Source organism: Streptomyces sp. NRRL S-646, assembly GCF_000720765.1.
Lineage (GTDB): Bacteria > Actinomycetota > Actinomycetes > Streptomycetales > Streptomycetaceae > Streptomyces.
Window position 1 is genome coordinate 91,373 of the sequence record NZ_JODC01000006.1, and the last position, 23,522, is coordinate 114,894.

General features: G+C 70.0%; 22 protein-coding genes. 10 read left to right on the forward strand and 12 right to left on the reverse strand.

Features of this window, described 5'->3' with window-relative positions:
* Positions 1 to 13: 13 nt before the first annotated feature.
* The 7 genes from IH68_RS0113960 to IH68_RS0113990 all read right to left on the reverse strand — a co-directional run bounded on the left by IH68_RS0113960 (position 14) and on the right by IH68_RS0113990 (position 7,312).
* On the reverse strand, positions 14 to 229 hold the full coding sequence (locus IH68_RS0113960; RefSeq protein ID WP_030933991.1) for a hypothetical protein: 216 nt from the start codon (positions 227 to 229) through the stop codon (positions 14 to 16).
* A gap of 383 nt (positions 230 to 612) precedes the next feature.
* A complete protein-coding gene (locus IH68_RS0113965; RefSeq protein ID WP_234341340.1) occupies positions 613 to 1,605 on the reverse strand; it encodes a DUF6879 family protein in 993 nt (330 codons plus the stop codon).
* A 79-nt stretch (positions 1,606 to 1,684) separates the two neighbouring features.
* On the reverse strand, positions 1,685 to 2,656 hold the full coding sequence (locus IH68_RS0113970) for an SCO2521 family protein (protein ID WP_030933995.1): 972 nt from the start codon (positions 2,654 to 2,656) through the stop codon (positions 1,685 to 1,687).
* Position 2,657: 1 nt separating this feature from the next.
* Positions 2,658 to 3,644: an SCO2522 family protein gene (locus tag IH68_RS0113975; RefSeq protein ID WP_030933997.1), complete on the reverse strand. Its 987-nt coding sequence runs from the start codon at positions 3,642 to 3,644 to the stop codon at positions 2,658 to 2,660.
* Positions 3,641 to 4,558 carry an SCO2523 family variant P-loop protein gene (locus tag IH68_RS0113980; RefSeq protein ID WP_030934000.1) on the reverse strand — a complete coding sequence of 306 codons (918 nt, stop codon included), beginning with the start codon at positions 4,556 to 4,558 and terminating at the stop codon, positions 3,641 to 3,643. Before IH68_RS0113980 ends, IH68_RS0113975 begins: the two co-directional genes overlap by 4 nt.
* 4 nt (positions 4,559 to 4,562) lie before the next feature.
* Positions 4,563 to 6,416 carry an SCO2524 family protein gene (locus tag IH68_RS0113985; RefSeq protein WP_030934002.1) on the reverse strand — a complete coding sequence of 618 codons (1,854 nt, stop codon included), beginning with the start codon at positions 6,414 to 6,416 and terminating at the stop codon, positions 4,563 to 4,565.
* Positions 6,417 to 6,517: 101 nt separating this feature from the next.
* Positions 6,518 to 7,312: an SCO2525 family SAM-dependent methyltransferase gene (locus IH68_RS0113990; protein WP_037884814.1), complete on the reverse strand. Its 795-nt coding sequence runs from the start codon at positions 7,310 to 7,312 to the stop codon at positions 6,518 to 6,520.
* A 276-nt stretch (positions 7,313 to 7,588) separates the two neighbouring features.
* Between IH68_RS0113990 and IH68_RS0113995 the strand changes: the two genes are divergently transcribed.
* Positions 7,589 to 8,089 (forward strand): GNAT family N-acetyltransferase, encoded by a 501-nt coding sequence (locus IH68_RS0113995; protein WP_030934006.1) that lies wholly within the window; start codon positions 7,589 to 7,591, stop codon positions 8,087 to 8,089.
* A gap of 25 nt (positions 8,090 to 8,114) precedes the next feature.
* Here the strand turns inward: IH68_RS0113995 and IH68_RS0114000 are convergent, their stop codons facing one another.
* Entirely contained in the window at positions 8,115 to 8,783 is a 669-nt protein-coding gene (locus IH68_RS0114000) for a response regulator (RefSeq protein WP_030934009.1), read from the reverse strand.
* The gene (locus IH68_RS0114005) at positions 8,780 to 9,979 is read right to left on the reverse strand and encodes a sensor histidine kinase (RefSeq protein ID WP_030934012.1); all 1,200 of its coding nucleotides are present in this window, start codon (positions 9,977 to 9,979) and stop codon (positions 8,780 to 8,782) included. The genes IH68_RS0114000 and IH68_RS0114005 overlap by 4 nt, the downstream gene beginning before the upstream one ends.
* Positions 9,980 to 10,112: 133 nt before the next feature.
* Between IH68_RS0114005 and IH68_RS0114010 the strand changes: the two genes are divergently transcribed.
* The 3 genes from IH68_RS0114010 (at position 10,113) to IH68_RS0114020 (ending at position 13,419) form a co-directional block, all read left to right on the forward strand.
* The gene (locus IH68_RS0114010; RefSeq protein WP_030934016.1) at positions 10,113 to 11,027 is read left to right on the forward strand and encodes an ATP-binding cassette domain-containing protein; all 915 of its coding nucleotides are present in this window, start codon (positions 10,113 to 10,115) and stop codon (positions 11,025 to 11,027) included.
* Complete coding sequence (locus tag IH68_RS0114015; protein WP_030934019.1) at positions 11,024 to 11,851, forward strand: ABC transporter permease; 828 nt, start codon at positions 11,024 to 11,026, stop codon at positions 11,849 to 11,851. The genes IH68_RS0114010 and IH68_RS0114015 overlap by 4 nt, the downstream gene beginning before the upstream one ends.
* A 92-nt stretch (positions 11,852 to 11,943) precedes the next feature.
* Positions 11,944 to 13,419, forward strand: a complete 1,476-nt coding sequence (locus IH68_RS0114020; RefSeq protein ID WP_030934022.1) for an alpha/beta hydrolase — start codon at positions 11,944 to 11,946, stop codon at positions 13,417 to 13,419.
* Positions 13,420 to 13,486: 67 nt separating this feature from the next.
* Here the strand turns inward: IH68_RS0114020 and IH68_RS0114025 are convergent, their stop codons facing one another.
* Positions 13,487 to 14,614, reverse strand: coding sequence for a hypothetical protein (locus IH68_RS0114025; protein ID WP_030934025.1), 1,128 nt, complete (start codon positions 14,612 to 14,614; stop codon positions 13,487 to 13,489).
* Between the two features lie 97 nt (positions 14,615 to 14,711).
* On the opposite strand from IH68_RS0114025, the gene bla reads away from it, so the two are divergent.
* Positions 14,712 to 15,608, forward strand: coding sequence for a class A beta-lactamase (gene bla, locus IH68_RS0114035; protein WP_051833420.1), 897 nt, complete (start codon positions 14,712 to 14,714; stop codon positions 15,606 to 15,608).
* Here bla and IH68_RS0114040 read toward each other — a convergent pair.
* The gene (locus IH68_RS0114040; RefSeq protein WP_030934032.1) at positions 15,605 to 16,033 is read right to left on the reverse strand and encodes a protein-tyrosine phosphatase family protein; all 429 of its coding nucleotides are present in this window, start codon (positions 16,031 to 16,033) and stop codon (positions 15,605 to 15,607) included. The two genes, bla and IH68_RS0114040, sit on opposite strands and share 4 nt — an antisense overlap.
* Positions 16,030 to 16,728 (reverse strand): FadR/GntR family transcriptional regulator, encoded by a 699-nt coding sequence (locus tag IH68_RS0114045; protein WP_030934035.1) that lies wholly within the window; start codon positions 16,726 to 16,728, stop codon positions 16,030 to 16,032. The genes IH68_RS0114040 and IH68_RS0114045 overlap by 4 nt, the downstream gene beginning before the upstream one ends.
* A 201-nt stretch (positions 16,729 to 16,929) precedes the next feature.
* Between IH68_RS0114045 and IH68_RS0114050 the strand changes: the two genes are divergently transcribed.
* Genes IH68_RS0114050 through IH68_RS0114070 form a run of 5 tightly spaced genes read left to right on the forward strand, consistent with a single transcriptional unit; the run spans position 16,930 to position 23,452 of the window.
* Positions 16,930 to 18,528: an ABC transporter substrate-binding protein gene (locus IH68_RS0114050; RefSeq protein ID WP_030934038.1), complete on the forward strand. Its 1,599-nt coding sequence runs from the start codon at positions 16,930 to 16,932 to the stop codon at positions 18,526 to 18,528.
* A 4-nt stretch (positions 18,529 to 18,532) separates the two neighbouring features.
* Positions 18,533 to 19,495: an ABC transporter permease gene (locus tag IH68_RS0114055; RefSeq protein WP_030934041.1), complete on the forward strand. Its 963-nt coding sequence runs from the start codon at positions 18,533 to 18,535 to the stop codon at positions 19,493 to 19,495.
* Positions 19,492 to 21,486, forward strand: coding sequence for a dipeptide/oligopeptide/nickel ABC transporter permease/ATP-binding protein (locus tag IH68_RS0114060; RefSeq protein ID WP_030934044.1), 1,995 nt, complete (start codon positions 19,492 to 19,494; stop codon positions 21,484 to 21,486). The genes IH68_RS0114055 and IH68_RS0114060 overlap by 4 nt, the downstream gene beginning before the upstream one ends.
* Positions 21,483 to 22,517, forward strand: a complete 1,035-nt coding sequence (locus tag IH68_RS0114065) for an oligopeptide/dipeptide ABC transporter ATP-binding protein (protein WP_030934047.1) — start codon at positions 21,483 to 21,485, stop codon at positions 22,515 to 22,517. Before IH68_RS0114060 ends, IH68_RS0114065 begins: the two co-directional genes overlap by 4 nt.
* Entirely contained in the window at positions 22,517 to 23,452 is a 936-nt protein-coding gene (locus IH68_RS0114070; protein ID WP_030934050.1) for a dihydrodipicolinate synthase family protein, read from the forward strand. Before IH68_RS0114065 ends, IH68_RS0114070 begins: the two co-directional genes overlap by 1 nt.
* The last annotated feature ends 70 nt before the right edge of the window (positions 23,453 to 23,522 follow it).

Here is a 23,522-nt window from a genome sequence, read left to right on the forward strand (position 1 = left end):
GCCCGCACCTTACTCAAGGCACTTCACCCCGGCTGCGGGCGTTGGCGTACGCGGTCGCCGCGCTCAGCCGCTCCGCCTGGGTGGCCCCGCGCACGGCGGCGGGATCGGCGTCCCACTCCCTGCCGCCCCCGTACGGTCTCAGTTGCACGTACGGCCCTTCGTGCCCCATGACGATTCCCACCTTTCCAGTACGCGTGTCCACGACATGAGTGCCGACGGGCGGTTTCATTTCCTCTCCTTAACGACCGTAACGAACACGACTCATAATTGCGGGCACCGTGTCCGTTGCGCCTACAGCGTGCTCCCCTTTCCTTTTGAGTTTCACGCTTTTCGTCTCCGGCGTGGACCGTTCCGCCTACACTCGGCAGGAGTCTGTGCTCCACAAGTGCTGGCCAGGGAGAGGTGGTTGGGCCATGGCCAACGCTTCGCACGCGTCACGGCTCGCAATCCGGGAGTTCGAGCAGGCCTTTCGAAAAGCCTCAGCCCGAAATCGCGATGCGCATTGACCAGGCCCTGCAAACCGACGGTATTTTCGAGCGGTTCATGGAGTTCGAAGAGGCGCCACCGGCTGCCTATACGAAGAAAGCAGTCACAGCAGCGGCGAGGGTGCGGTCACTCGGCCACCCGGCGCAGCCGGCGGCGGACGCTCCCCAGTTCCGGCTCGGGCTCATGGTCCGGCTCCGTCGCCGCCCACAGCTCGTTGAACAGGTTGACGCGGTCCTCGACGTGCTCGTGCTTCATCCTCAGCATCGTCATGTCCGGCCTGACGTGATTGTCCGGCCGCGTCTCGTAGGACAGCTCCCCGTCGAAGATGATGAAGTCCATCACCGTGCCGCCCGGATCCAGCTGCGACTGCACGCCTATACGCGCGTCGATGCCGTACCTGCGCTGCCGCGCGCAGAGTTGCTCGAGGGCTTCGGTGACCTCCTCCGGCTCGTCCACGAGGAACAGGCGCCGGACCTCCACGCCCCGGGTCTTGATGGCCTTCTCCTGCGCGCTGAGATACCGCTTCGCGGGCTCGCTGGACCAGAAGTCCCGGTCGACGGTCGTGCTCGTGGCGTACAGGGTCTTCTTGACGCACAGGGCGAGGTCGATCAGCCACTCGTGGTTCTCGAACGAGGAGTCCGCTCTGCCGCTGATGAGGTCCTCCATCAGCTCGGCGAGCCGCTTCAGTTCCTCCTCGGCGAAGCTCTTCACGATCCCCGGCGCCTCGTCACCGACCTGGGTGTACGCCTTGACCAGCCGGGTCACTTCCTCGGAGCGCAGGACGGAACCGTCCACCTTGCTGAACAGCTCCGTAGCCTCGTTGATCTTGGCGAAGCTCTGGTCGACCGCGGTGCGCATCTCCGCATGGTGGTTGGCCAGGCTCTGCTTCATGTCGTCGATGTGCCGGCGCTGGCTCTCCTCGACCACCTCGAGGCGCTCCCCGAAGTCCACGAGGTACTGGACGATCAGCGTGGCGCTGCCGAGGACGATGGACGCCACCCACTGCCAGATGTCGTTGTTGTCGCCGTTCAGCAGGATGGTCAGCAGGAAGGCGCCGCCCGCCGCCGACGCCGTGATCAGGATCTTCCAGAACAGCTTGGGTATGCCCTGCCGCTGCACCCTCGCTCCGTTGTCCCCGGACCCTAACGACGCTCCGCTCATGTCTCTCCCCCGTCGGGTATGTGGTTGGTGCCGCCCCTCAGCTCGTGCTCAGTGCCTGGTGCAGCAGCGGTATGGCCTGGACGGCCAGTTGGTCCCGGATGCGCTGGACCAGGTTCTGCCACTGGCGTGTGAACCCCGGTTCCCGCTCCAGCACTTCCCACAGGTGGACCAGCGAGCGGTCCACCTGCGCGTGCGGCATCCACAGATGCAGCAGATGGTCGACGGCCGGGCGCAGCGCCTGGACCGCGGCTCGCCCGTCCGCCGCGGCGAGCCGACTGCTGTCCAGCATGTGCACCACCGTCGTCAAAAGCCAGTCGTGCAGCGCGAGGTCCTCGCACAGACCCGCGGCCGCGGAGACCGGTGTATTCTCCGGCAGCCGCAGCTCCACGGTCCGCAGCCCGTCCTCGGCGAGTGTGAACCGCGTCAGTTCCGCCCGCTCGCCCTCCGGAATCCGGTGGGCCGCCCAACGCAGGTGTGTGCGACGGGACTTGAAGGGGACCTTGCGATCGAGGAGCGGGTGGCGCAGCAGCCGCGTCAGCAGGGACTCGGCGATCATCCCCAGGTCGAGTTCACCGCGCCCGGCGCCGCGCAGCACGCCCTCCGCGGTGGCCTGTTCGGGCAGCTTGCCGAAGGGCTCGACCACACCGGGCCGTACCAGATAGTGCCCCCAGGGGCGGCGTGTGTCGGGGCCCGCGGCCGGTGCGCTGAAGTACGCGGTGGACTGCAGCAGACGGCCCTCGGTGAGCGCCACGCGGGTGGCCACCGTGCCGACGACCCGGACCTTGGCGCCGTTGGAGGTGGGCAGCCGGCAGTCCACCCCGGTCAGCACCTCCGGGGACAGGGCGTACAGGTTGGGCCGCTCGGAGACCCGGACGTGTTCGTCGGCGCGCAGTCTGAGCAGCTGGGCGGCGGCCCGGCCGTCCAGCGCCTGGAAGGACGGCAGCAGACAGGTACGCACCTCACCACAGGCGAGGACCGGGCGCGCGGGCTGTCCGAGGGCCGTCGTCATGTCAGGGCCCCTCGATGGCAAGGGCGTTGACCGGCTCCTCGTAGAAGACGTACGTAGCGCGCTGGGCGACCGCGGCCGGAACCGCGAGCCCCTCCCGGGCCGAGCGCTCGGCGACCTGCCGGAGCGCCCCGGAGTCGACTTCCGTCTGGTCGAGGATGAGCCGCACGGCGTCCTCGACGGCCAGGAAACGGTTCGGCATCAGCGTGCAGGTGCGGTAGGCGCTGAAGGCGGCGGCCCGCGGGTTGAGCTGGAGCAGGGGCGGCAGCCGGTCCCAGTCCTGCGGGAAGTCCTCGCCGTTCCAGGGGCTCGGGACGAGCACCTGCTCACCGAGGTGCCGTAACAGTCCGAGCCTGGCCAGCTGCCATACGGCGGCCAGGAACGGGCAGGACCACAGCCGCCGGCCGTCCTTCTCGGACCACAGCTCGACGTCCATGAAGACGGAGTGGTTGCGGGCCGCGGTCTCCTGGGGCGGCTGCCAGCCCCTGACCTCGCCCAGGGCGGCGCGCTTCGTGGTGGGGGTGCGCTGTCCGTTGGCCAGCCAGCCGGTCTGGCTGACGGACGGGCGGGAGCCGTAGCTGCCCGGCGGCGGCGACTCGACCAGGCGGTGCATGACGGACTCGGCCAGCTCGACACGGTCGGCGACCGCGCAGCCCGACTCGCGGGCCAGGTAGTCGATGACCAGGCCTGCCTTCTCGGCCTCCTTCAGCACCAGCGGGATGAGTTCGGCGGGTGTGGAGAAGCGCGTGAAGTAGTCGTCGATGAGGAAGCAGGTGCTGATGCGGGGTCGTTTGCCGCCGGTGCGACGGGCGGCGGAGGCACGCGCCGCGTCCACCCACAGCCGGACCTCGGCGAAGTGCTCCCGCAGTCGCTCGGGGCCGGCCTCGAAGTCCTCCATGTAGAGGTGGCCCAGCTCCAGGGAGAGATGGGACAGCGGCACGGACTGGGTGCGGAGCTCCGCCGTGGTCTCCCGGAAGACGGCCTCTCTCACGCCTGCTCCCAGTACTTGTCGTCGGTGAGCCGGGCGGCCAGCTGGTTCAGCGCCCGCCAGGTCTCCATGTTGGCGATCTGGCTGTCGAGCACGTCCTCGTCGGTGATGAGCTGCTCCCGCCACTGCAGGACCGGTTCGAGGGGAATGGAGCCGAGGACCTGGCTGTAGCCGATGCCATGCGTGGAGGCGAGTTGCTTGAGGTCGCTGTCGGTCTTGCGCATCCACGCCGACTGGGTGGGCGAGACCTGCGACCACAGCGGTGACTCGGGATCGGGTACGGCGGCCCGGACGAAGCGGATGGCGCCGCGCAGCGCCTCCTCCTCGTGGCCGCGGTCGACACCGCCGGCGACGATGCCGCGCTCGCCGAAGACCAGGCTGGCGGCGGCCGCCACATGCTGGCGGGTCCAGCGGTGGAAGACCAGCCAGCGGGCGGTGATCTCCCGCATCTCGGGCTGTGCGGTGGCCTCCAGGACCATGTCGACGGCGTAGGAGCGGCCGGCGCTGAGGTCCACGACGACCAGGTCGAACTCGTAGTACAGCTTCATCAGCAGGTCGACGCAGAGCCGCACGTGGTCGCCGGTGGTGGCGAACTCACCGCCGCTGACGTCGCCGGGCATCAGCACCAGACGGCCGCAGCCGGGCGGCGGGTCGCGCAGCACCTGGTGCTCCGTCCTGGCCCAGACGTCGATGCGCTCCGGCTCGCCGACCTCCCCTATCAGGTAGGAGTGCAGACCGCGGTCCTCGACGGCCGCGCGGGCATCGGCCACGTCGAAGACGGCCGAGGCGGTGGGCGAGCCGAAGTCGAAGTCCAGGTAGCAGACGTCGTCCCCGGCCAGCGCACGGTGGTAGGCGAGGTTGGCGCTGGTGACCGAGCGGCCCGTGCCTCCCTTGTCGGAGGCGGCGAAGATCAGCACGCGGTCACCGTCCCTGGGCCGCGGCTTCGCGAGCCCGGGTGAGCGAGTCGAGTTGTCCCAGCACGTCGAGCGCCAACGCGTAGGCGGTGCCCGGCTGTTGGTCCAGGAGACTGCGGGCTCGGCGCAGCTTGACCTCGATGTTCCTGAGCTGCATTCCGTGCCGGCCGTCGTCGGTGGGCGCGGGTTCCATCTGTTCGTTGCCCAGCAAATGCGCGGACTCGCTGAGCAACGCGCCTGCCAGTTCGGAGAGTTCGGGGCTGCGGACCGGGGGCTGCCGGTACATCTGGTGGACCTGGACCATCACCTCGGCGACGCGCTCGGTGATGTTCCACGACACCGGCACCCGGCGTGTGACGATCTCCGCCTCGGGATAGGCGGCGTGGACGTAGTCCCACAGGCCGGTGCCCTCGCCCTCCCGGATCCGGCGGCGCCACATGTGGTCGAAGACGTCCTCGGCGAGTCTGAGCAGACGGTCGTGCGAGTCGAGGTTGCGCGAGAGCGCGCGCAGCTGGATGGTCCGCTTCAGCAGCTGCGCCGAGAAGTCGTGCAGGGACCACGTCATCGGCGGGCCGAGCCGCTCGCTGCCCTGCAACGGCAGTTTGACGCCCGCGTTGTGCAGTTCGAAGACCGTGCGGTCGTCGCGGGTCATACGGCTGGTGATACGGCCGCGTTCGGCGAGGCGTTCCATGACGGTGACGGTGCGGGCCAGGTCGTCGTCGGTGGCCCGGCGCCGCATCAGGTCGTGGACGAGGATGGCGGCGACGGAGAGGGAGAAGTACTCGGACTCCAGTTCCTGTCCCGTCGTACGCCAGGGGATGTCCTCCAGGGGCCAGCGCTCGGGGTCGAAGCGGGCGATGCCGGACCAGTACTGCTGGGTGAGCTCCCAGCGCAGCCGGAGCGCCTCGGCGAGCTTCTGCTGTTCGGTGTTGAGCAGGCCCAGGGTGAGGGTGCGCTCGGAGAACAGGTCCTGGATGCCGTCGAGGGCGACCACGGTGAAGTAGAGGTATGGCACCGGGTCGGCGGCACCCTTGGGCTGCGGCCCGATGAGTTCGTCGGTCTCGACCTCGGGAGCGTCCTTCACCAGGCTCCACGACCAGCCGCACTCGAAGAACTGGTTCTCGTCCTTGAGGCCCGCCTGGACGTCGATACCGAGGGTGAGGCTCTCGACGATCGCGGCGCGCAGAGCGCGGAAGCGGCTCTGGTACATGTTCAGTACCTGCCGCTGCGACAGCCGTCCCTGGCCGAGGAGTTCGACCAGGTTGCGGCCCTGGGCGGAGTCGGCGTCGAAGGCGTTGACGGTGAAGGAGCGCAGCAGGCTCACCATGGCGGCGGTGAGCCGGTTGCTGGTGGCCGCGCGCAGCTCGGCGATCGTCTCCTGGATGTCGCTGCGTCTGGTCCTGGTCTCGTAGACCTTGAGGAAGCCGAGCGTGGCCAGGCAGAGGGTGATCGACATGGAGAAGGAGTCGACCACGCCGAGCTGGCGCTGTTCCTCGGTGGGTTCTCCCTGGGTCTTGTCCGCGGAGCCGAAGTAGTAGCCCCCGGCGAAGGTGGGCCTCTTGTCCTCGCCGGTGTGGGTGCGCATGAACTCGGACGCGGCCTTGACGAGGTTGGCCGGGAGGTCGAGCCGCCCACCGGCCTTCCTCAGGGCCTGCTGGACGTCCTCCTGTGTGGTGTCCGGGTCGTCCAGCCGGAACGCGGGGATCTCCGTGGCCGGGTACAGCAGGCAGAGCAGCCGCTCGGCGTCGGCGACGCTGCTCTGCCCGCCCCACTCGCCCCAGTCCCACTGCTCCCGCTCGAAGGAGTGGCGGGCGATGGCCTGCCAGATGTCCAGCAAATGCTGGCGTGGCTTGATCTGCATCCCATGCCCCTCACACAGGCCGCACTGCCGTCATTTGAGGAATGACCCTTTTCTGTTGTGAAGATTTTTCGCAGTGGAGCCACTGCTCGGACAACCACTGGTCAAACGGCCGGAATGCCTGCGTCCGTATTCCGTCGCCAACCGTAGGCCAGGATCATTCCCGAATACCCGTCGCGCACACCTGCCGCAGACTTGAGCCGCTGCACCTCGAAGTTGCCCGCGAATGGTGCGAGACTCGCGCGCACATGGGATTCTCCCACGTCACAGGCCGGGAAGAACTCTTCCCCGGCGTGATAGCCCTTCGAATGTTCCATGAAGGCGGCGGCGAAGGGGGCACCGGGGGCCAGGGCGCACATGAAACGCCTCACCCCCAGGTTGAACTCCTGGTGGGAGGTGGTCATCGACTCGGCGACGAAGAACATGGTCCCCACGGACCACCGCCCGCCGAAGCGCTCAAGACCGAAGATGTTGCCCTGCTCGACCTTGACGACCTTGCGGAACCGCTCGCGGGGGTCCAAGTAGCGGGAGCCGTAGGCATCGTGCTCGCACAGGGCGTTCCAGAACGGGTCCCAGTTCTCGTCGTAGCCGCCCGCCTGACCCTCGAGGTACTCCACGTTCGCGAGCGAGTGCTCGAAGAGGGTGATCTCGTCGCACCAGGGCAGCATGGAGAGCGCGGGATAGAGATTCGCCCCGGCGCCGACGTCGATGCCGTAAACCGGCCCGACGCCCTGCTTCCGGAAATAACCGCCGAAATGACCCCGGATGATATGCAGGATCTCCTCGTCCTCCGCCTGTAAGAAGCGGTAGTTGTGCCGAACGTAGGCGATCGGGTCGAATGAGTCCCAGGGCGCGTCCGCATTCTTCACCTGGGCATCCCCCGACGATCTCAAGGTCATTTACCTACGGTACCAACACCGGAGGCCCTCCGGATCCCCCTGCGGTCAATGTCCCGAGAATTACGTCATGTCCCCGGCAGCGGGACGGGGCGCACTGGGGGCGCACCGGGGCGAATGCATTCGTGCGGCCTGATCGGGCCTTGAACGGCCGGATTGTCCCGCTGAAGATGGTCGGAACTCTGCCGAACACACCAGAAAGGCAGACAACAGGCGTCTCACCTGTACCACTCGTACGGGTGTCAACGCGCCCTTGACTCCCAACCCGCAGGGGGCGGCATGACGGCTCTTCCAGAGAAACGTTTTCCTTCCACGGCCGACCGCACCGACCGCCCCCTGACCATGAGGGGCGTCGTCGAGGCCGACCTGCCCGAACTGCACCGCGTCGACAGGGAAGCCTTCCCGGAGGAGCCGTACCACTACTTCGAGCTGCGCCAGAGTTACGACATCCACGGCGACCGCATCCTCGTCCTCGACGACGGCCGGAACCTGCACGGCTATGTCCTGTTCGTCACCACCTCGGACGGCTACGTGAACTGGATCAAGAGTCTCGCCGTCACCCCCGAACTGCGCGGACGCGGGCTGGGCCGCCGGCTGATGCTCGAGGTGATACGCCGGTTGCGCAGCGAGGGCGTCCACCAGGTCCGCCTGACGGTGGAACCGACGAACGCGGCCGCGATCACGCTGTACCGGTCACTGGGCTTCTCCTTCGAGGGCGGGGTGCGCAAAGGCTATTTCGGGCCCGGGGAGGATCGGCTGATCATGGCGTTGGGGCTGTGAGCCAGGGGCCAGGAGATCAGAGGGATCAGGGGGACACCAACCCCGCCTCGTAAGCCATGATCACCAGCTGGACCCGGTCCCGGGCGTCCAGCTTGGTGAGGAGGCGGGTGAGGTACGTCTTCGCCGTGGCCACGCTGATGCACAGCTCGGCGGCTATTTCGGCGTTGGACAGGCCGCCGGCAACCAGGGTGAGGACCTCGCGCTCGCGGTCCGTGATGGCATTCAACTCCCGGCGCCCGACGGCCGGTTCGGGGCGGGAGGCGAAGTCATGGATCAGGCGGCGGGTCACGCTCGGCGCGATGAGCGCGTCGCCTGCCGCCACCACCCGTACCGCGCCGATGATGTCGTCCAGCGCCATGTCCTTGACCAGGAAGCCCGACGCGCCGGCCCGCAGTGCCCCGTAGACGTAGGCGTCGTCGTCGAAGGTGGTCAGGACGACCACCTGCACGTCGGTCTGCATCTGCGTGATCCGTCGGGTCGCCTCGATGCCGTCGATCCCCGGCATGCGGATGTCCATCACCACGACGTCCGGGGCGAGTTCACCGGCCAGTCGTACCGCCTTCTCCCCCGTCGCCGCCTCTCCGACGACCTCCACGTCCTCGATGTCGGCCATGACCATGCTCAGTGCGGTACGGATGAGCTCCTGGTCGTCGACCAGGAGGACCCGTACGGGCTGTGGGGTCTGCGCGGTCATCGGACGGCCGCCGGGAGCGGGAGCCGGGCGGCCACGCGGAAGCCGCCCCCGGGGCGGGGGGCCGCGCTGAACTCGCCGTGCAGCAGGGCCACTCGCTCGCGCATGCCCGCCAGCCCGAAGCCGGTGTCGGTCGAACTGCCCTGCCCCAGGCCGTCATCCGTGATCTCCAGGGCCAGCTCCTCGTCGCCGCGGTAGTCGACGGTGACCCGGCACGCGCGGGTGCCCGCGTGCCGTACGACGTTGGTGACCGACTCCTGGATGATGCGGAAGGCCGACAGGTCGATGTCGGGCGGGAGTCGACGTGGATCGCCGAGCCGCAGTACCTCCACCCGAACACCCGCCGCGGTCGTCGTGGCCGCCAGCCGGTCGACGTCGTCCAGGCCCGCCGGGGCGAGCTCCGGGTCCTGCCCGGCGTCCGCCGCACGCAGCGCGACCAGCATGCGGCGCAGGCCTGCGAGGGTCTGGCGGCCCTCGTTCTCCACCGCCCGCATCGCCGCCAGGGCCGCTTCGGGGTGCGCGGTGGCCACCCGGGAGGCCGCACCCGACTGGAGGGCGATGATGCCGATGCTGTGGGCGACCGTGTCGTGCATCTCGCGGGCTATGCGCAGGCGTTCGGCGGTGACCGCCCGGGCCGCGTGCTCGGCGCTCAGCCGCTCGGCATGCACCCGGGACTGGTGCGCGGAATTGCCGAGCAGCCAGACGATCACGGTGACCAGGGCGACGGCCAGTTCGGCGGAAGTGCCGGCGGGCCAGGAGCGGGCCATCCGTACGGCTATGTACACGATCAGGGTGCCGACCGCCATGCCCAGGGCGATGAGCGCGGTGCGCCGAGGGTGGGCGACCGCGACGAAGTACAGGACCACCATGGCCGTGAGGTACTGGTTCATCGGCAGCTGGGCGACACCGAGGGTGGTCGTCTCGAAGACCCCGGCCAGGATCGCCAGGGTGGTCGCGAGCAGCGGCCTGCGCTGCAGCAGCCGACCGCTCTGGAACGCCAACGCGGTCGACACCACCAGGAACGTCAGTCCGTCCCAGCGGTACAACTGGGCCGCCGGCCACTGGGCCGGCTGGATCTCACCGGGCAGCCGGAACGTCGTCAGCAGGGTGAACAGCGTGCTCGCGCACCATACGACCGCCGTCCACCCGGCCGGCGACACGCGTTTGACCAGGGGCAGCGGAGGCGAAGTGGCGGGCATGCCGCGATCGTAGGCCGGGCGCCCGGCCCGGTCATCGGCCCATGGACGTACAACCAGGGTCGACACCAGTGCCGTACAAGTGTCTGCCCCTGCCCGATGCCCCGCACCCGCCGCCCGCGCCACCGTGGTCCGCATGATCGAAGTCGAGCAGCTCACCAAGCGGTACGGCGCCACGACCGCCGTACGCGACCTGTCCTTCACCGTCCGCCCCGGCCATGTCACGGGCTTCCTCGGCCCGAACGGCGCGGGGAAGACGACGACCCTGCGGATGCTGCTCGGGCTCGTCGAGCCGAGCGCCGGTACCGCTGCGATCAGCGGTCACTCCTTCCGCCACCACCCACGCGGGCTGCGGCACGTCGGCGCCCTCCTCGACGCCCATGACGTGCACGGCGGGCGCAGTGCACGGGCGCATCTGCACGCGCTGGCCCGCGGCAACCGCATCCCGCGGGCGCGGGTGGACGAGGTGCTCGCCGAGGTGGGGCTCACGGAGGCCGCCGCCCGGCGCCGGGTCGGCTCCTTCTCGCTGGGCATGAAGCAGCGGCTCGGCATCGCGGCGGCGCTGCTCGGGGACCCACCGGTGCTGATGTTCGACGAGCCGCTCAACGGGCTCGATCCGGAAGGGGTGTTGTGGGTGCGGGGGCTGTTCCGGAGGCTGGCGCACGAGGGGCGGACGGTCTTCGTGTCCAGTCATCTCATGTCGGAGATGGAGAACACCGCCGACGAGTTGATCGTCATCGGCCGCGGGGAGCTCATCGCCGCCGAGAGCCTCGCCGCGTTCGCCGCACGCGGGACGGCGCCGACGGTGACCGTGCGCTCGCCGCAGGCGGGTGCCCTGGCCGCCGTACTGGAGTCGGAGGGTGCGGTGGTGGCGCCGTACGACGAGGAGACGCTGAAGGTGGACGGGGCGAGCGCCGTCCGGGTCGGTGAGCTGGCGCACGAACACCGCTTCCAGCTCTGGGAGTTGACAACGCAAGTGGCCTCCCTGGAGACGGCCTTCATGGAACTGACCGCCGACAGCGTCGAGTACGCGGCTGGAGAGACCCGATGACCACCCTCGCGCTGCCCGCCTCCCGCTTCACCGACCTGCTCGCCGCCGAGTGGATCAAACTCCGTTCCCTGCGCTCCACCTACTGGGCCTTCGGCTGCGGGGCGCTGGCCGTCGTCGGCTTCAACGCGAACGCGGCCCGCGCCGACTACGTCAACTACCCGCACTACGGCGGGCCGATCCGCGACGACTTCGTGTACTGGGCGCTGCGGGACGCCTTCACCGACGGGTCCGCCATGATCCTCGTGCTGGTGTGCGCGAGCATCGGCGCGATCACGATCGTCGGCGAGTACGCGACGGGCCTGGTCCGTACGACGTTCACCGCCGTGCCGGACCGGCGTGCCCTGATGGCGGCCAAGGTGGTCGTGCTGACGGCGGTCATGACGCTGTTCGGCGCGCTCGTCGCGGCCGCCTCCTACGCCTCCTCGCAGGCCATCCTCGACGGGCGGGGCCTGGGCGTGCCGATCAGCCACCCGGGCGCCTGGCGGGTGGTCGTGGCGTCGGCCCTGCTCGCCCCGGTGTGTGCGCTGGTCGGCATGGGTCTGGGCGCGGTGATCCGGCACAGCGCCACGACGATGGTCCTGACGACGTTCGTGCTGCTGCTCCTGCCGTCCTTCGTCACGGACCGCTACCGCTGGACGGCGTCGGTCCGTCACACCTTTCCCTTCAACGCCTGGACGCGGATCGTGGACGTGGGTTACGGGCAGTCCCACATGCTGGTCCCGAAGTATCCGGCGACCGTCGCGGGCGGGTGGGTCGTGTTCGCGGTGTGGGCGGTGGTCGCGGCCGTCGTGGCGGTGGTGGTCGTGGACCGGCGGGACGTATGAGGAACCCTGCGTCCGGGCGGGGGTAAACCCCCCTGCCGACAAGGCAGTTGACCGGATGGGATGGGGGGGCGGCATCCGGGAGTCTCGTGTTCATGAAGGAGATCACGAAAAGCGCAGCCCTGATCGCCGCCGCCTCCGGCATCGTCTTCGGTGTCGTCACGCCGCTCACCGCGTCCGCCGCCGAGGAGCCGATCCAGTGGACCAGGTGCGCGGGCAGCGGCCTCGACCCCCGCCAGCAGTGCGCGACCCTCGAAGTCCCGATGGACTACGCCCACCCCGGCGGCCGGACGATCGACATCGCCGTCTCCCGCATCCCCGCCGAGAAACCGTCCGCCCGCCGGGGCGCCCTGCTGCTGATCGCCGGCGGGCCGGGCGGCACCAGCCTGGGCGACCCCTCCGGCAAGGGGCAGAAGCTGCCGCAGGACGTGCGGGACGCCTACGACCTGATCGGGTTCGCACCGCGCGGCAACGCGCCTTCCACCCCGGTCAGTTGCGGGCTCGACCACGCCGACCTGGCCCTGTCGAAGCTGCGCCCCTGGCCCGCCCCGGACGGCTCCGTCACCGAGAACATGCGCACCGCCCGACGGGTGGCCGCCGCCTGCGCAACCAACAGCAGTGAGCTGATGCGCCACATCACCACCAAGGACAACGCCCGCGACATCGACCGCATCCGGGCCGCGCTCGGCGAACGCAAGCTGTCCGCGTGGGGCGTCTCGTACGGCACGTATGTCGGCGCCGCCTACAGCGAGATGTTCCCGCAGCGCACCGACCGCATCGTGCTGGACAGCAACGACAACCCCGACCCGGTCCGGGCGGAGCGGGCCTGGGTCGCCGCGTACGAGGTGGGCGTCGAGGACAACTTCCCCGAGTTCGCCGAGTGGGCCGCGGCGCCCGGCAACCCGTACCGCCTGGCCGACACGGCCGCCGAGGTCCGCCCGCTCTTCCTCCGCCTCGCCGCCCGCCTGGACCGCGAGCCGATCCCCTGGCCCGGCGCCAACCCGGAGGAACTGAACGGCAACGTACTGCGCCAGACGATGCTGGACAGCCTCGACGACCCCGACCAGTACCCCGCCCTGGCCAAGCTGATCGCAGCAACCCTGAAGGGCACCGTCCCGCCCGCACCGGCAGCCCCGCCGGACCCTGCCATGCAGAACCTCGTCGCGGTGAGCGCCGCCACCATCTGCAACGACGCCGCATGGCCGCGCGATGCCCTCACGTACCGGAAGGGCGTCGACACCAGCCGCGCCAAGCACCCCCTGACCGCGGGCATGCCGAGGAACGCGCTGGTGTGCGCCGCCTGGCCGTGGCAGCCGAAGGAGACTCCGGTACGGATCACCGACCGGGGCCCGTCCGACGTCCTGCTCGTCCAGAACGAGCGCGACGTCGCCACACCGCTGAGCGGCGCCCTCAAGCTCCGCAAGGCGCTCGGCCGCCGCGCCGTCATGGTCATCAACGACGCCACCGGCCACGAGGCCTATCTCGCCAACGGCACCAGGTGCGGCGACGAAACGGTCTCACGCTTCCTGGCGACGGGCGAGCGACCGCGGCAGGACGTCCACTGCCGCTGACCACTCCCCGCCTACGCCACGTCGATGCGGGCCTCGAACTCCTGCCGCGTCAGCCGCTCCACCGCTTCTACGGTGCCCGGCGCAGGCTGGCCGCCCTCCCATACTGGCGCGCCAGCAGGCGAAATGCCTCCTTCGGCTCCCAGTGCCAGCCCGAACGGGGGTCGTCGGGGCGGTCCTTGATGCTCTTCGTGATGCTGTAGCTCGCCATGTCGAGGTCGTAGCGCGGGTTGTCGGTGCGGTGCGGGGCGTCCGGGGTGACGAACTCGAAGGCCATCGCCGCGTACAGGCCCATCGACTCGAAGACGTCCAGCAGGTCCGCCAGGTAGGCAGCTTGGGTGTGTTCGCTGCGGACGAGATGGCCCTTGATCTCCTGCGGGTCCTTGTCGTAGTCGACGACGTTCCAGCCCATGCCGCCCGCCGCCGGGGCGCCGACGTAGGTGCAGGTCCCGAACTCGGTGATGGCGAGGGGCTTGCCCCAGCGCAGATACTTCCTCAACTCCCGGACGTAGTGGGTGTGTTGGTGGAAGTACGAGTAGTAGTCGATGCCCACGATGTCGAAGAGCCGCCAGTCCACCTTGTCGTCCTGGGCGGCGGCATAGCTGAGGTTGCCGCGGAAGACGGACCGGCCGACCGCCGCCGCCTTCGCGGTGAAGCGGTCGAGGCGGCGCTGCATCCTCACGGGATCGAAGGTGCCGTTCAGCATGTTCCGTACGCGGTCCAGGACCGTCTCCCCCGGCACGATCCCGGGCACGAGCAGCCAGAACTCGCAGCCCACGCTGAAGTCGACACTCGCGCCCTGCCGCCGCAGCCGCTCCGCGAACCGGCCGCACTCCGCCAGGTGCTCCAGGGTGTCGCGCTGGGGGGCGTCCGCGAGGGTCGGCTGGAGCCATACGTGCAGCCCCCGTTCGGCGGCCTCGGCGGCTGTGGCGGTGAGGCGTTCGACGCCGTCGCCGGTGACGTCCACGGTGTCGGCGTGCAGCCGGTCGCGGATGGCGCGGATGTCCCGGCGCATCCGGGCGGCACTCCAGGCGGTCCCCGGGGTCTCGCCCTCGCCGACGGTGTAGACGACGCCGCGGTGCCGCAGGCCACGGCAGGCCGCTGCGGCCGGGCGGGACGGCAACACTGCCGCCGACAGACCGAGGGCCGCCGCTCCCGCCAGGAACTGTGCCCGATTGATCTCCTTCGTCTTCTCCATGCCCCTCACTGTGGCGAAACCGGGCCCGCGCGGCCGTCCGCCGATGGTCTACGGCCGGGCAACCAAGGGATGACGTACGGCGTCGGTCACTGAAGAGATCGACACCCCGTACCGAGCGAAGGAGACCAAGATCTTAGGCCGACGCACCCTGCTCACCGCAGGCACCGCCACCGCCACCGCGCTCCTCACCGGCGCACCCGCCCACGCCGCCGTCGTCGACCGCCTGCGCGAGCTGGAACAGCAACACGGCGCCCGTCTCGGCGTGTTCGCACACAACGTCCGTACGAAGCGGACCGTCGAGCACCGCGCCGACGAACTCTTCCCGATCTGCTCGCTCTTCAAGACCCTGGCCGCCGCGGCCGTCCTGCGCGATCTGGACCGGCACGGCGAGGTCCTCGCGCGGCGCATCCACTACACGGAGGCCGACCTCGTCGACGGGTCGGACAGGACCAGGGAGCACCTGGCCGAGGGCATGACGGTCGCCGAACTCGCCGACGTGGCCATCCGCTACAGCGACAACACCGCCGGCAACCTGCTGCTGCGCGAACTGGGCGGCCCCACCGCGATCACCCGGTTCGCCCGCTCCGTCGGCGACCCGGTGACCCGCCTCGACCGCTGGGAGACCGACCTCAACTCGGCGGAACCGTGGCGGATCACCGACACGACGACCCCGCGCGCGATCGGACGCTCGTACGCCCGCCTGGTCCTCGGCCACGTCCTCGACCGCCGGGACCGCGCCCTCCTCACCCACTGGCTGCTGGGCAACACCACCAGCGGCAACCGTCTCCGCGCGGGCCTGCCCAGCACGTGGACGGTCGCGGACAAGACCGGCGCAGGGTTCTACGGCGCGAACAACAACGTGGGCATCGCGTGGACACCGGACGGCACACCGGTCGTACTCGCCGTGCAGGTGACGAAGCCCGAACGAGACGCTGCGTGGGACCACGAACTGATCGCGGAGGCCGCGGCGGTCCTGGCCCCGGCCCTCGGCTAGAACCTCCGCACGTACCGCCTTTGCCACAGCGTCTCCACGGCCCGCCGGTCGTAGTGCGCGCGCACATACGTCACCGCTTCCCCGGCCGGTACGCCGTCCAGGACCGCCAGACAGGCCAGTGCCGTCCCGGTCCGCCCCCGTCCGCCCCCGCAGGCGATCTCGACGCGCTCGTCCGCCGTCCGCTCCCAGGCCTCGGCCAGCGCGGCGCGGGCGGCCGGGCGGTCGGCGGGAAGGCGGAAGTCGGGCCAGCGGATCCAGGTGAACTCCCAGGGGACGGGCGGGGGTTGTCGGCCGAGGAGGTAGAGGGCGTACGAGGGCGTGGGCGTCCCCGGGGCGAGGGGGTGCCGTAGTCCGCGGCCCCGGACCAGTCGGCCCGACGGCAGTCGCAGCACACCGGGGTCCCTCGGATGCCAGGTGTCCGTCATCGGGTCAGCGTACGGGCCTCGATGCCGCGGAAGTGGTGCGCCATCGCCCGCTGGGCGCCCTCGGCGTCCCCGGCGCGCAGGGCCGTCACGATGTCCCGGTGGCGGCGGACCGTCACCTCGGGCGCCGGGTCGTCCGTCCAGCCGCGGGCGCCCGCGACCCTGCGGAACACGGTCCAGAAGGCACCGAGCAGCTGGGGCACGAACGCGTTGCCCAGGGAGGCATAGAGCAACTCGTGGAACTCGCGGTCGAGTTCGGGAAACGGGCGCTGCGCCCGGACCGCCGCCTCCATCCGGGCCACCACCGCGTCCAGCGCGTCCAGCTCCGCCTCCGTGACCGTCCCCGCGATCCGCCGGACCAGCCCTTCCTCCAGCACCTCCCGCACCTGGAGGATCTCGGCGAGCGCCCCGGTGTCGTCGTCGTGCCGGGCGAGGGTGCGGAAGGTGAGGCCGTCGACGAGGGGTGCCAGGGAGGCCTGGCCGACATACGTGCCGTAGCCGTGTCTGATCTCCACGATGTCCAGCGCCTGGAGCGCCTTGAGGGCCTCGCGTACGGAGTTGCGGCTGACGCCGAGGTCCTCCATCAGCTCGGCCTCGGTGGGCAGCGGGGCGCCGGGTCCGAGCCTGCGGTCGAGGATCAGCTGCACGACCTCGCGCCGTATCCGGCTGTTCCTCGACTCCGCGGACATGCGCCGCATCGTACGCGCGCCGGACGTCCCACGTCCCATGTCCGGCGGTGACATGCGCCAACTCCCGCCATTTCATACCGCCATTGGCTCGACCTCTGACGGCTACGCCATTCGTGTGCGAGCCCTTGACCGCCCCCGGAGCCCCTCTTATGGTCGCGGCTGACGACAGGACGTAGGACGTCGTATCTCCTCACTCTCGCTGGAGGAACCGTGCATCGCCGGACCTTCCTGAAGTACACCGGCGCGCTGGGTGCGGCCACCGCCGTCTCCGCGTCGCTGTCGGCCTGTTCGTCCGGGCCCCAGTCCACCAACGACACCGGCGGCGGGGGCGGCAAGGACCGCACACTGACGGCGGTCATCGGCTATGGCAACGACGGCACCTGGGATCCCACCCAGACCGCGTCCGCCTTCTGCATGGCCGCCAACAACCACATCTACGAGGGTCTGCTCGACACCGACCCGATCTCCCGCAAGCCGTACCCCGCGCTCGCGACCGCGGTGCCCAAGGACCTCAACACCACCTCCTGGAAGTTCACCCTGCGGGCGGGCGCGAAGTTCCACGACGGGAAGCCCGTCACCGCCGACGACGTCGTCTTCGTGTTCGACCGGATCCTCGACCCGAAGACGCAGACGCTCGCCAAGGGCTTCTTCGCGAGCTGGCTGAAGGAGGTCCGGAAGATCGACGCGCAGAACGTCGAGCTGGTGCTCAAGTTCCCGTTCCCGGACGGGCTCTCCCGGCTCACCCTCGCGAAGATCATGCCGAAGCACGTCTTCTCGAAGCCGGGCGCCTGGGACAAGGCGATCACGGGTCTCGCGATCGGCTCCGGGCCGTACCGGCAGTCCGCGCACCACCCGAAGTCGAACACCATCTTCGAGGCGTTCGCCGACTACAACGGCCCTCGTCCGGCGGCCTTCAAGAAGATGAACTGGCTGACGATCGTGGACGCCGCCCCGCGAGTCGCCAGGATCTCCGGCTCCAGCGCCGGCGCGCAGATCTCCGACAACATCCCCTACGCCAACATCGAGCAGCTCAAGAGCGGCGGGCTGACGGTCGCGGGCGGGGCCGGGATGAACAACCTGTTCCTGATGTTCAACACCAGGCACAAGCCCTTCGACGACGTACGGGTGCGGCAGGCGCTGCACTACGCCGTCGACACCGAGAAGATGGTGCAGGTCGCGCTGAAGGGGCACGGGAAGCCGTCTTCCTCGTTCCTGAACGAGGGCAACCCCAGCTACCGGCGGGCGAAGACCGTCTACGACTACGACCCCGAGAAGGCGAAGGCCCTGCTGAAGGCGGCCGGGGTCAAGGACCTCAGCATCAACATCCTTGCCGTGAACGTGAGTTGGATCGTCGACTGCCTGCCGACCATCAAGGCGTCCTGGGACGCGATCGGGGTCCGTACGACCCTCTCGCCGCAGGAGACCACCGCCGTCTTCACCAAGATGGACCAGAAGCAGGACTACCAGGTCGTCGCCGCGGCCTCGAACCCCAACCAGTTCGGCCTCGACGCCGACCTGATCATGCACTACAACTACGGCCCCACCAACCTCTGGATGCAGTACACGCGCTGGGCGGACAACTCCGTGGCCAAGCAGCTCTTCAAGGACATGGACCGGGCCACCCAGGAGGCCGACCCGGCGAAGAAGAAGGCAATGATCCAGGACTACATCGACGTCGTCGCCGAACAGGCCGTCCTCTACCCGGTCGTCCACAACGAGCTGATGACCGCCTGGGACCCGAAGAAGCTCACCGGCATAAGGGCACAGCCGTATCCCGGCATCAACCTGCTCCAGGCCAAGTGGGTCTAGCTCCATGGTCGCGGTCCTCCGCATCCTGCTCCGCCGTATCGCCCTGCTCGTGCCGCTGATGCTCGGCATCGTGCTGTTCGTGTTCCTGGTGATGCGCTTCTCGGACGTCGACCCGGCGTCCGCGTTCTTCCAGGGCGCCAACCCCACCCCGCAGCAGCTGCACGACTTCCGCGAGCAGAACGGTCTGCTCGATCCGCTGCCCGTGCGCTACGTCCACTTCGTCGGCGACCTCCTCCACGGCGACATGGGCACCAGCGCCCTGACCCGCGCCCCCGTCGTCGACCAGGTCACCACCGCGCTGCCGCTCACCCTCCAGCTCACCTTCCTGGGCCTCGGCATCGCGGTGGTGCTGTCCCTGGTCGGCGGGGTGACGGCGGCCATCTACCGGGACCGGCTGCCCGACCAGATCATCCGCGTCGTCTCGCTCACCGGCGTCGCGGCCCCCGCCTTCTGGCTGGCACTGCTGATGATCCAGTACCTGGCGGTCGACCGGGGCTGGTTCCCGACCGGCGGCTACATCAACCCGGCCGACTCCTTCACCGGCTGGCTCAAGACCATGACCCTGCCCGCCCTCGCGCTGTCACTGCCGGTCGCGGCCCAGCTCACCCGCATCGTGCGGACCTCGGTGGTGGAGGAGCTGGACAAGGACTACGTCCGCACGGCGATCGGGAGCGGGCTGCCGCCGCGGGTGGTGGTCGGGCGGAACGTGCTGCGCAACGCCCTCATCAACCCGCTCACCGTGCTGGGCCTGCGCGTCGGCTATCTGCTCGGCGGTGCGGTCGTCATCGAGACGATCTTCTCGCTGCCCGGCATGGGCAAGCTGATGATCGACGCGGTGAAGAACGGCGACCCGGCCGTCGTCCAGGGCGTGGTCCTGACCACCGCGACCGGCTTCGTCGTGGTCAACCTCGTCATCGACGTCCTCTACCTGCTGGTCAACCCGCGACTGAGGGACACGACCGCATGATCTCCCAGTTCACGCAGTTCACGCGCAAGAGCCTCACCGAGGCACTGTCCCGTCCCGGCATCCGCCTGCGCGGCCGGCGCCGGCTGCCGCCGCTGTCGAAGGCCGCGCTCTGCTTCCTGGCCGTCGTAGTGCTGGTGGCCCTGCTGGCGCCCCTGCTCGCACCGGACGACCCGCTCGACCAGCAGGCGCCCGTCGACGGCACCGGGCACCCGTCCGCCGAGCACTGGATGGGCCAGGACAGCCTCGGCCGGGACATCCTCAGCCGGCTGATGTACGGCGCGCGCTGGTCGCTCGCGATCGGCCTCGGTGCGACCGCCCTCGCACTGGTCGTGGGGGCGCTGATCGGCGCGGTCGCGGCGACCTCCCGCAAGGGGGTCGACGAGACGCTGATGCGCTGCCTGGACGTGGTGATGGCCTTTCCCGGCATCGCGCTCGCGGCTGTCCTGGTCGCCGTGTTCGGCGGTGGGATCACCGTGCTGATCTGCGCGATCGCCTTCCTGTTCATGCCGCCGGTGGCGAGGGTCGTACGGGCGAACGTCCTCGACCAGTACGGCGAGGACTATGTGACGGCGGAACGGGTGATCGGCGCCCGGACCCCGCACATCGTGCTGAAGCACGTCGCCGTCAACTGCGCCGCTCCTGTTCTGGTGTTCTGCACGGTGCAGGTGGCCGAGGCCATCGTCTTCGAGGCATCGCTGTCCTTCATCGGGGCGGGCGTACGGCCGCCCGACCCCTCCTGGGGCAGTGTCATCGCGGACGGCAAGGACATGGTGCTGACCGGCGGCTGGTGGGCCACGGTCTTCCCGGGCCTGCTGATGCTGGTCACGGTGCTGTCGCTGAACATCCTGTCGGAGGGCGTGTCGGACGCCTGGGCGGCCCCGCCGGCCCGGGAGGTCGACGTACGCGAGGACGACGACCGGCTGGAGGCCGCGGAACCCGGCAGCGGCGAGGTGCTGCAGATGCCGGGGCTGAACGCGGCGGCCGCACGGCTGCGCTCCCGGGCCCGGCCTCTCCCCCGGGGCGGACAACCGGTCCTGGCGGTCGAGAACCTCGCCATCGGCTTCGAGGGCCGGCACGGCGGGGTCGACATCGTCGACGGCATCAGCTTCGAGGTCAACCCCGGGGAGGTCCTGGGCCTGGTGGGCGAGTCGGGCTGCGGAAAGTCGCTGACGGCACTCGCCGTCATGGGCCTGGCACCGAAGGGGGCCTGCATCCGCGGCCAAGTACGCTTCAACCAGCGGGAGTTGCTGGCAGAACCGATGAAGGTACGGCGCCGGCTCCTCGGCCACGAGATGGCGATGATCTACCAGGACGCACTGTCGTCCCTCAACCCCGCCATGACGATCCGCGCCCAGCTCAAACAGGTCGTACGGCGCGGAGGCCGCCGTACCCCCGCCGAGCTGCTGGCGATGGTCGGCCTCGACCCCGAGCGCACCCTGCGCAGCTACCCGCACGAACTCTCCGGCGGCCAGCGCCAGCGCGTCCTGATCGCCATGGCGCTGTCCCGCGACCCGAGGCTGATCGTCGCCGACGAACCGACGACGGCGCTGGACGTGACGGTCCAGGCGCAGGTCATAGAGCTGCTGTTGCGGCTGCGCGAGGAGCTGGGCTTCGCGCTGATCCTCGTCTCGCACGACCTGGCGCTGGTCGCGGACGTCACCGACCGGGTGGTGGTGATGTACGGCGGACAGATCGTGGAGACGGGCGTGACCGCCGATCTGGTGGAGGCGCCGGCCCACCACTACACGCGCGGCCTGCTCGGCAGCGTGCTGTCGCTGGAGTCGGCGGCCGAGCGCATGACGCAGATCAGGGGCGTGGTCCCGTCCCCCGCCAACTTCCCGGCGGGCTGCCGTTTCGCCGACCGCTGCCCGCTCGCCACCGACATCTGCCGCACCACCCCACCCGACCTGCTGGGCACGCCGACGCACACGGCGGCCTGCCACCACCCGGCGGTCGAACTCGTGACGTCGGAGCCGGAGGCCGTGCAGTGAATCCGATCGTCGAGCTGTCCGACGCCCATGTCGTCCACAAGGCGCGCAGCGGCGGGCTGTTCACCCGGGACAGGGTGTACGCGCTGACCGGCGCCGATCTCACGATCGCACCCGGCGAGACGGTCGGCGTCGTCGGCGAGTCGGGATGCGGCAAGTCGACGTTGGCGAAGGTGCTGGTGGGCGTGGTGCGGCCGACCTCCGGCACGGTGTCCTTCCAGGGCCGGGACCTGTGGGCGATGCGGCCCGCCGAACGCAGGGCGGCCGTCGGCGGCAGCACCGGCATGATCTTCCAGGACCCGTCGACGGCCCTGAACCGCCGACTGCCGGTGCGGCAGATCCTGCGGGACCCGCTGGACGTGCACGAACGGGGAACGAAACCCCAACGCGAAGCTCGCGTGCGGGAGTTGATGTCCCTGGTCGGCCTCCCCCGAGCCCTGGCCGACGCGCTGCCCGGCCAGCTGTCGGGCGGTCAGCGCCAGCGCGTCGCGATCGCGCGGGCGCTGGCACTGGACCCGGACCTGGTGGTGGCGGACGAGCCGACGAGCGCCCTGGACGTCTCGGTCCGCGCCCAGATCCTCAACCTCCTCCTGGACCTGAAGGAACGACTGAACCTGGCCCTGGTCTTCGTCTCGCACGACATCCAGACGGTACGGCGGATGAGCGACCGCGTGATCACCATGTACCTCGGCCGGATCGTCGAGGAGTCCCCGGCCGCGGAGGTCACGGACCGCGCCCGGCACCCGTACACCCGTGCCCTGTTCTCGGCCACCCCGGGCCTCCTGGACCCCATCGATCCGATCCCCCTCACCGGCCCGGTCCCGTCGGCGACGCGCCCGCCGAGCGGTTGCCCGTTCCGCACGCGGTGCTGGAAGGCGGACGAGGTGTGCGCGGCCGAAATGCCGGACTTTTCGGTGGTGTCGGCCACGTCGGACGCGGGGCACCGGTTCCGCTGTCACCATCCTGTGCAGGAGGACGATTCGACACGCGACCTCGTACGTCAGAACCACCCCAGTCACCCCAGGGAGCCTTGATGACCTTCTCCGCCCCGCTGACCGGTGTCGTCCCGCCCGTCTGCACGCCCCTGACACCGGACCGCGAGGTGGACGTCCCCTCCCTGCTCAGGCTGGTCGACCACCTGGTGGGAGGCGGGGTGCACGGCCTGTTCGTGCTGGGGTCCTCGTCGGAGGCGGCGTATCTGCGGGACGGGCAGCGCAGGCTGGTGGTGGAGTCGGTGGTGGCTCATGTGGCCGGTCAAGTGCCCGTCCTGGCGGGTGCGATCGACATGACGACGCCGAGGGTCCTGGATCATGTGGCGGCGGTGACGGGTGCGGGGGCGGATGCGGTGGTGGTGACGGCGCCGTTCTATGCGGGCACGCACCCGGCGGAGATCGCGCGCCACTACCGCCTGATCGCTGCCGCGTCGCCGGTGCCGGTCGTCGCCTACGACATCCCGTCTGCCGTCCACACGAAGTTGCCGGCGGACGTCGTCCTCGACCTGGCCGCCGACGGCGTGCTCGCGGGCCTCAAGGACTCCAGTGGCGATCTGGCGGGCTTCCGCGAGGTCGTCAGCGGCGCGCGCAACCGGTCCGACATCGCCGGCTTCAGTGTCCTGACCGGCTCGGAACTGGTCGTCGATGCGGCACTTGCGATGGGGGCGGACGGGGCGGTGCCCGGGCTCGCCAATGTCGACCCCCATGGGTACGTCCGCCTGGACGGGCTGTGCCGCTCGGGGGACTGGGAGCGGGCTCGGGCGGAACAGGAGCGGCTGTGTGCGCTGTTCGGGATGGTGCGGGTGGGGGATCCGGGGCGGATGGGGGGTAGTTCGTCGGCGCTGGGGGCGTTCAAGGCGGCGCTGCACCTCCGGGGCGTGATCGACTGTCCGGTTACGGCGGAGCCGCAGGTGCCGCTGTCGGCGGAGGAGGTGGAACGGGTGGGCAAGTTCCTCGCCACGGCGGGCCTGCTGTAGGGACTTCTTCGCCCCCGCCGCCCCTTCCCGTCCCGACCCGGGGGCCAGCCCCCGGACCCCCGCTCCTCAA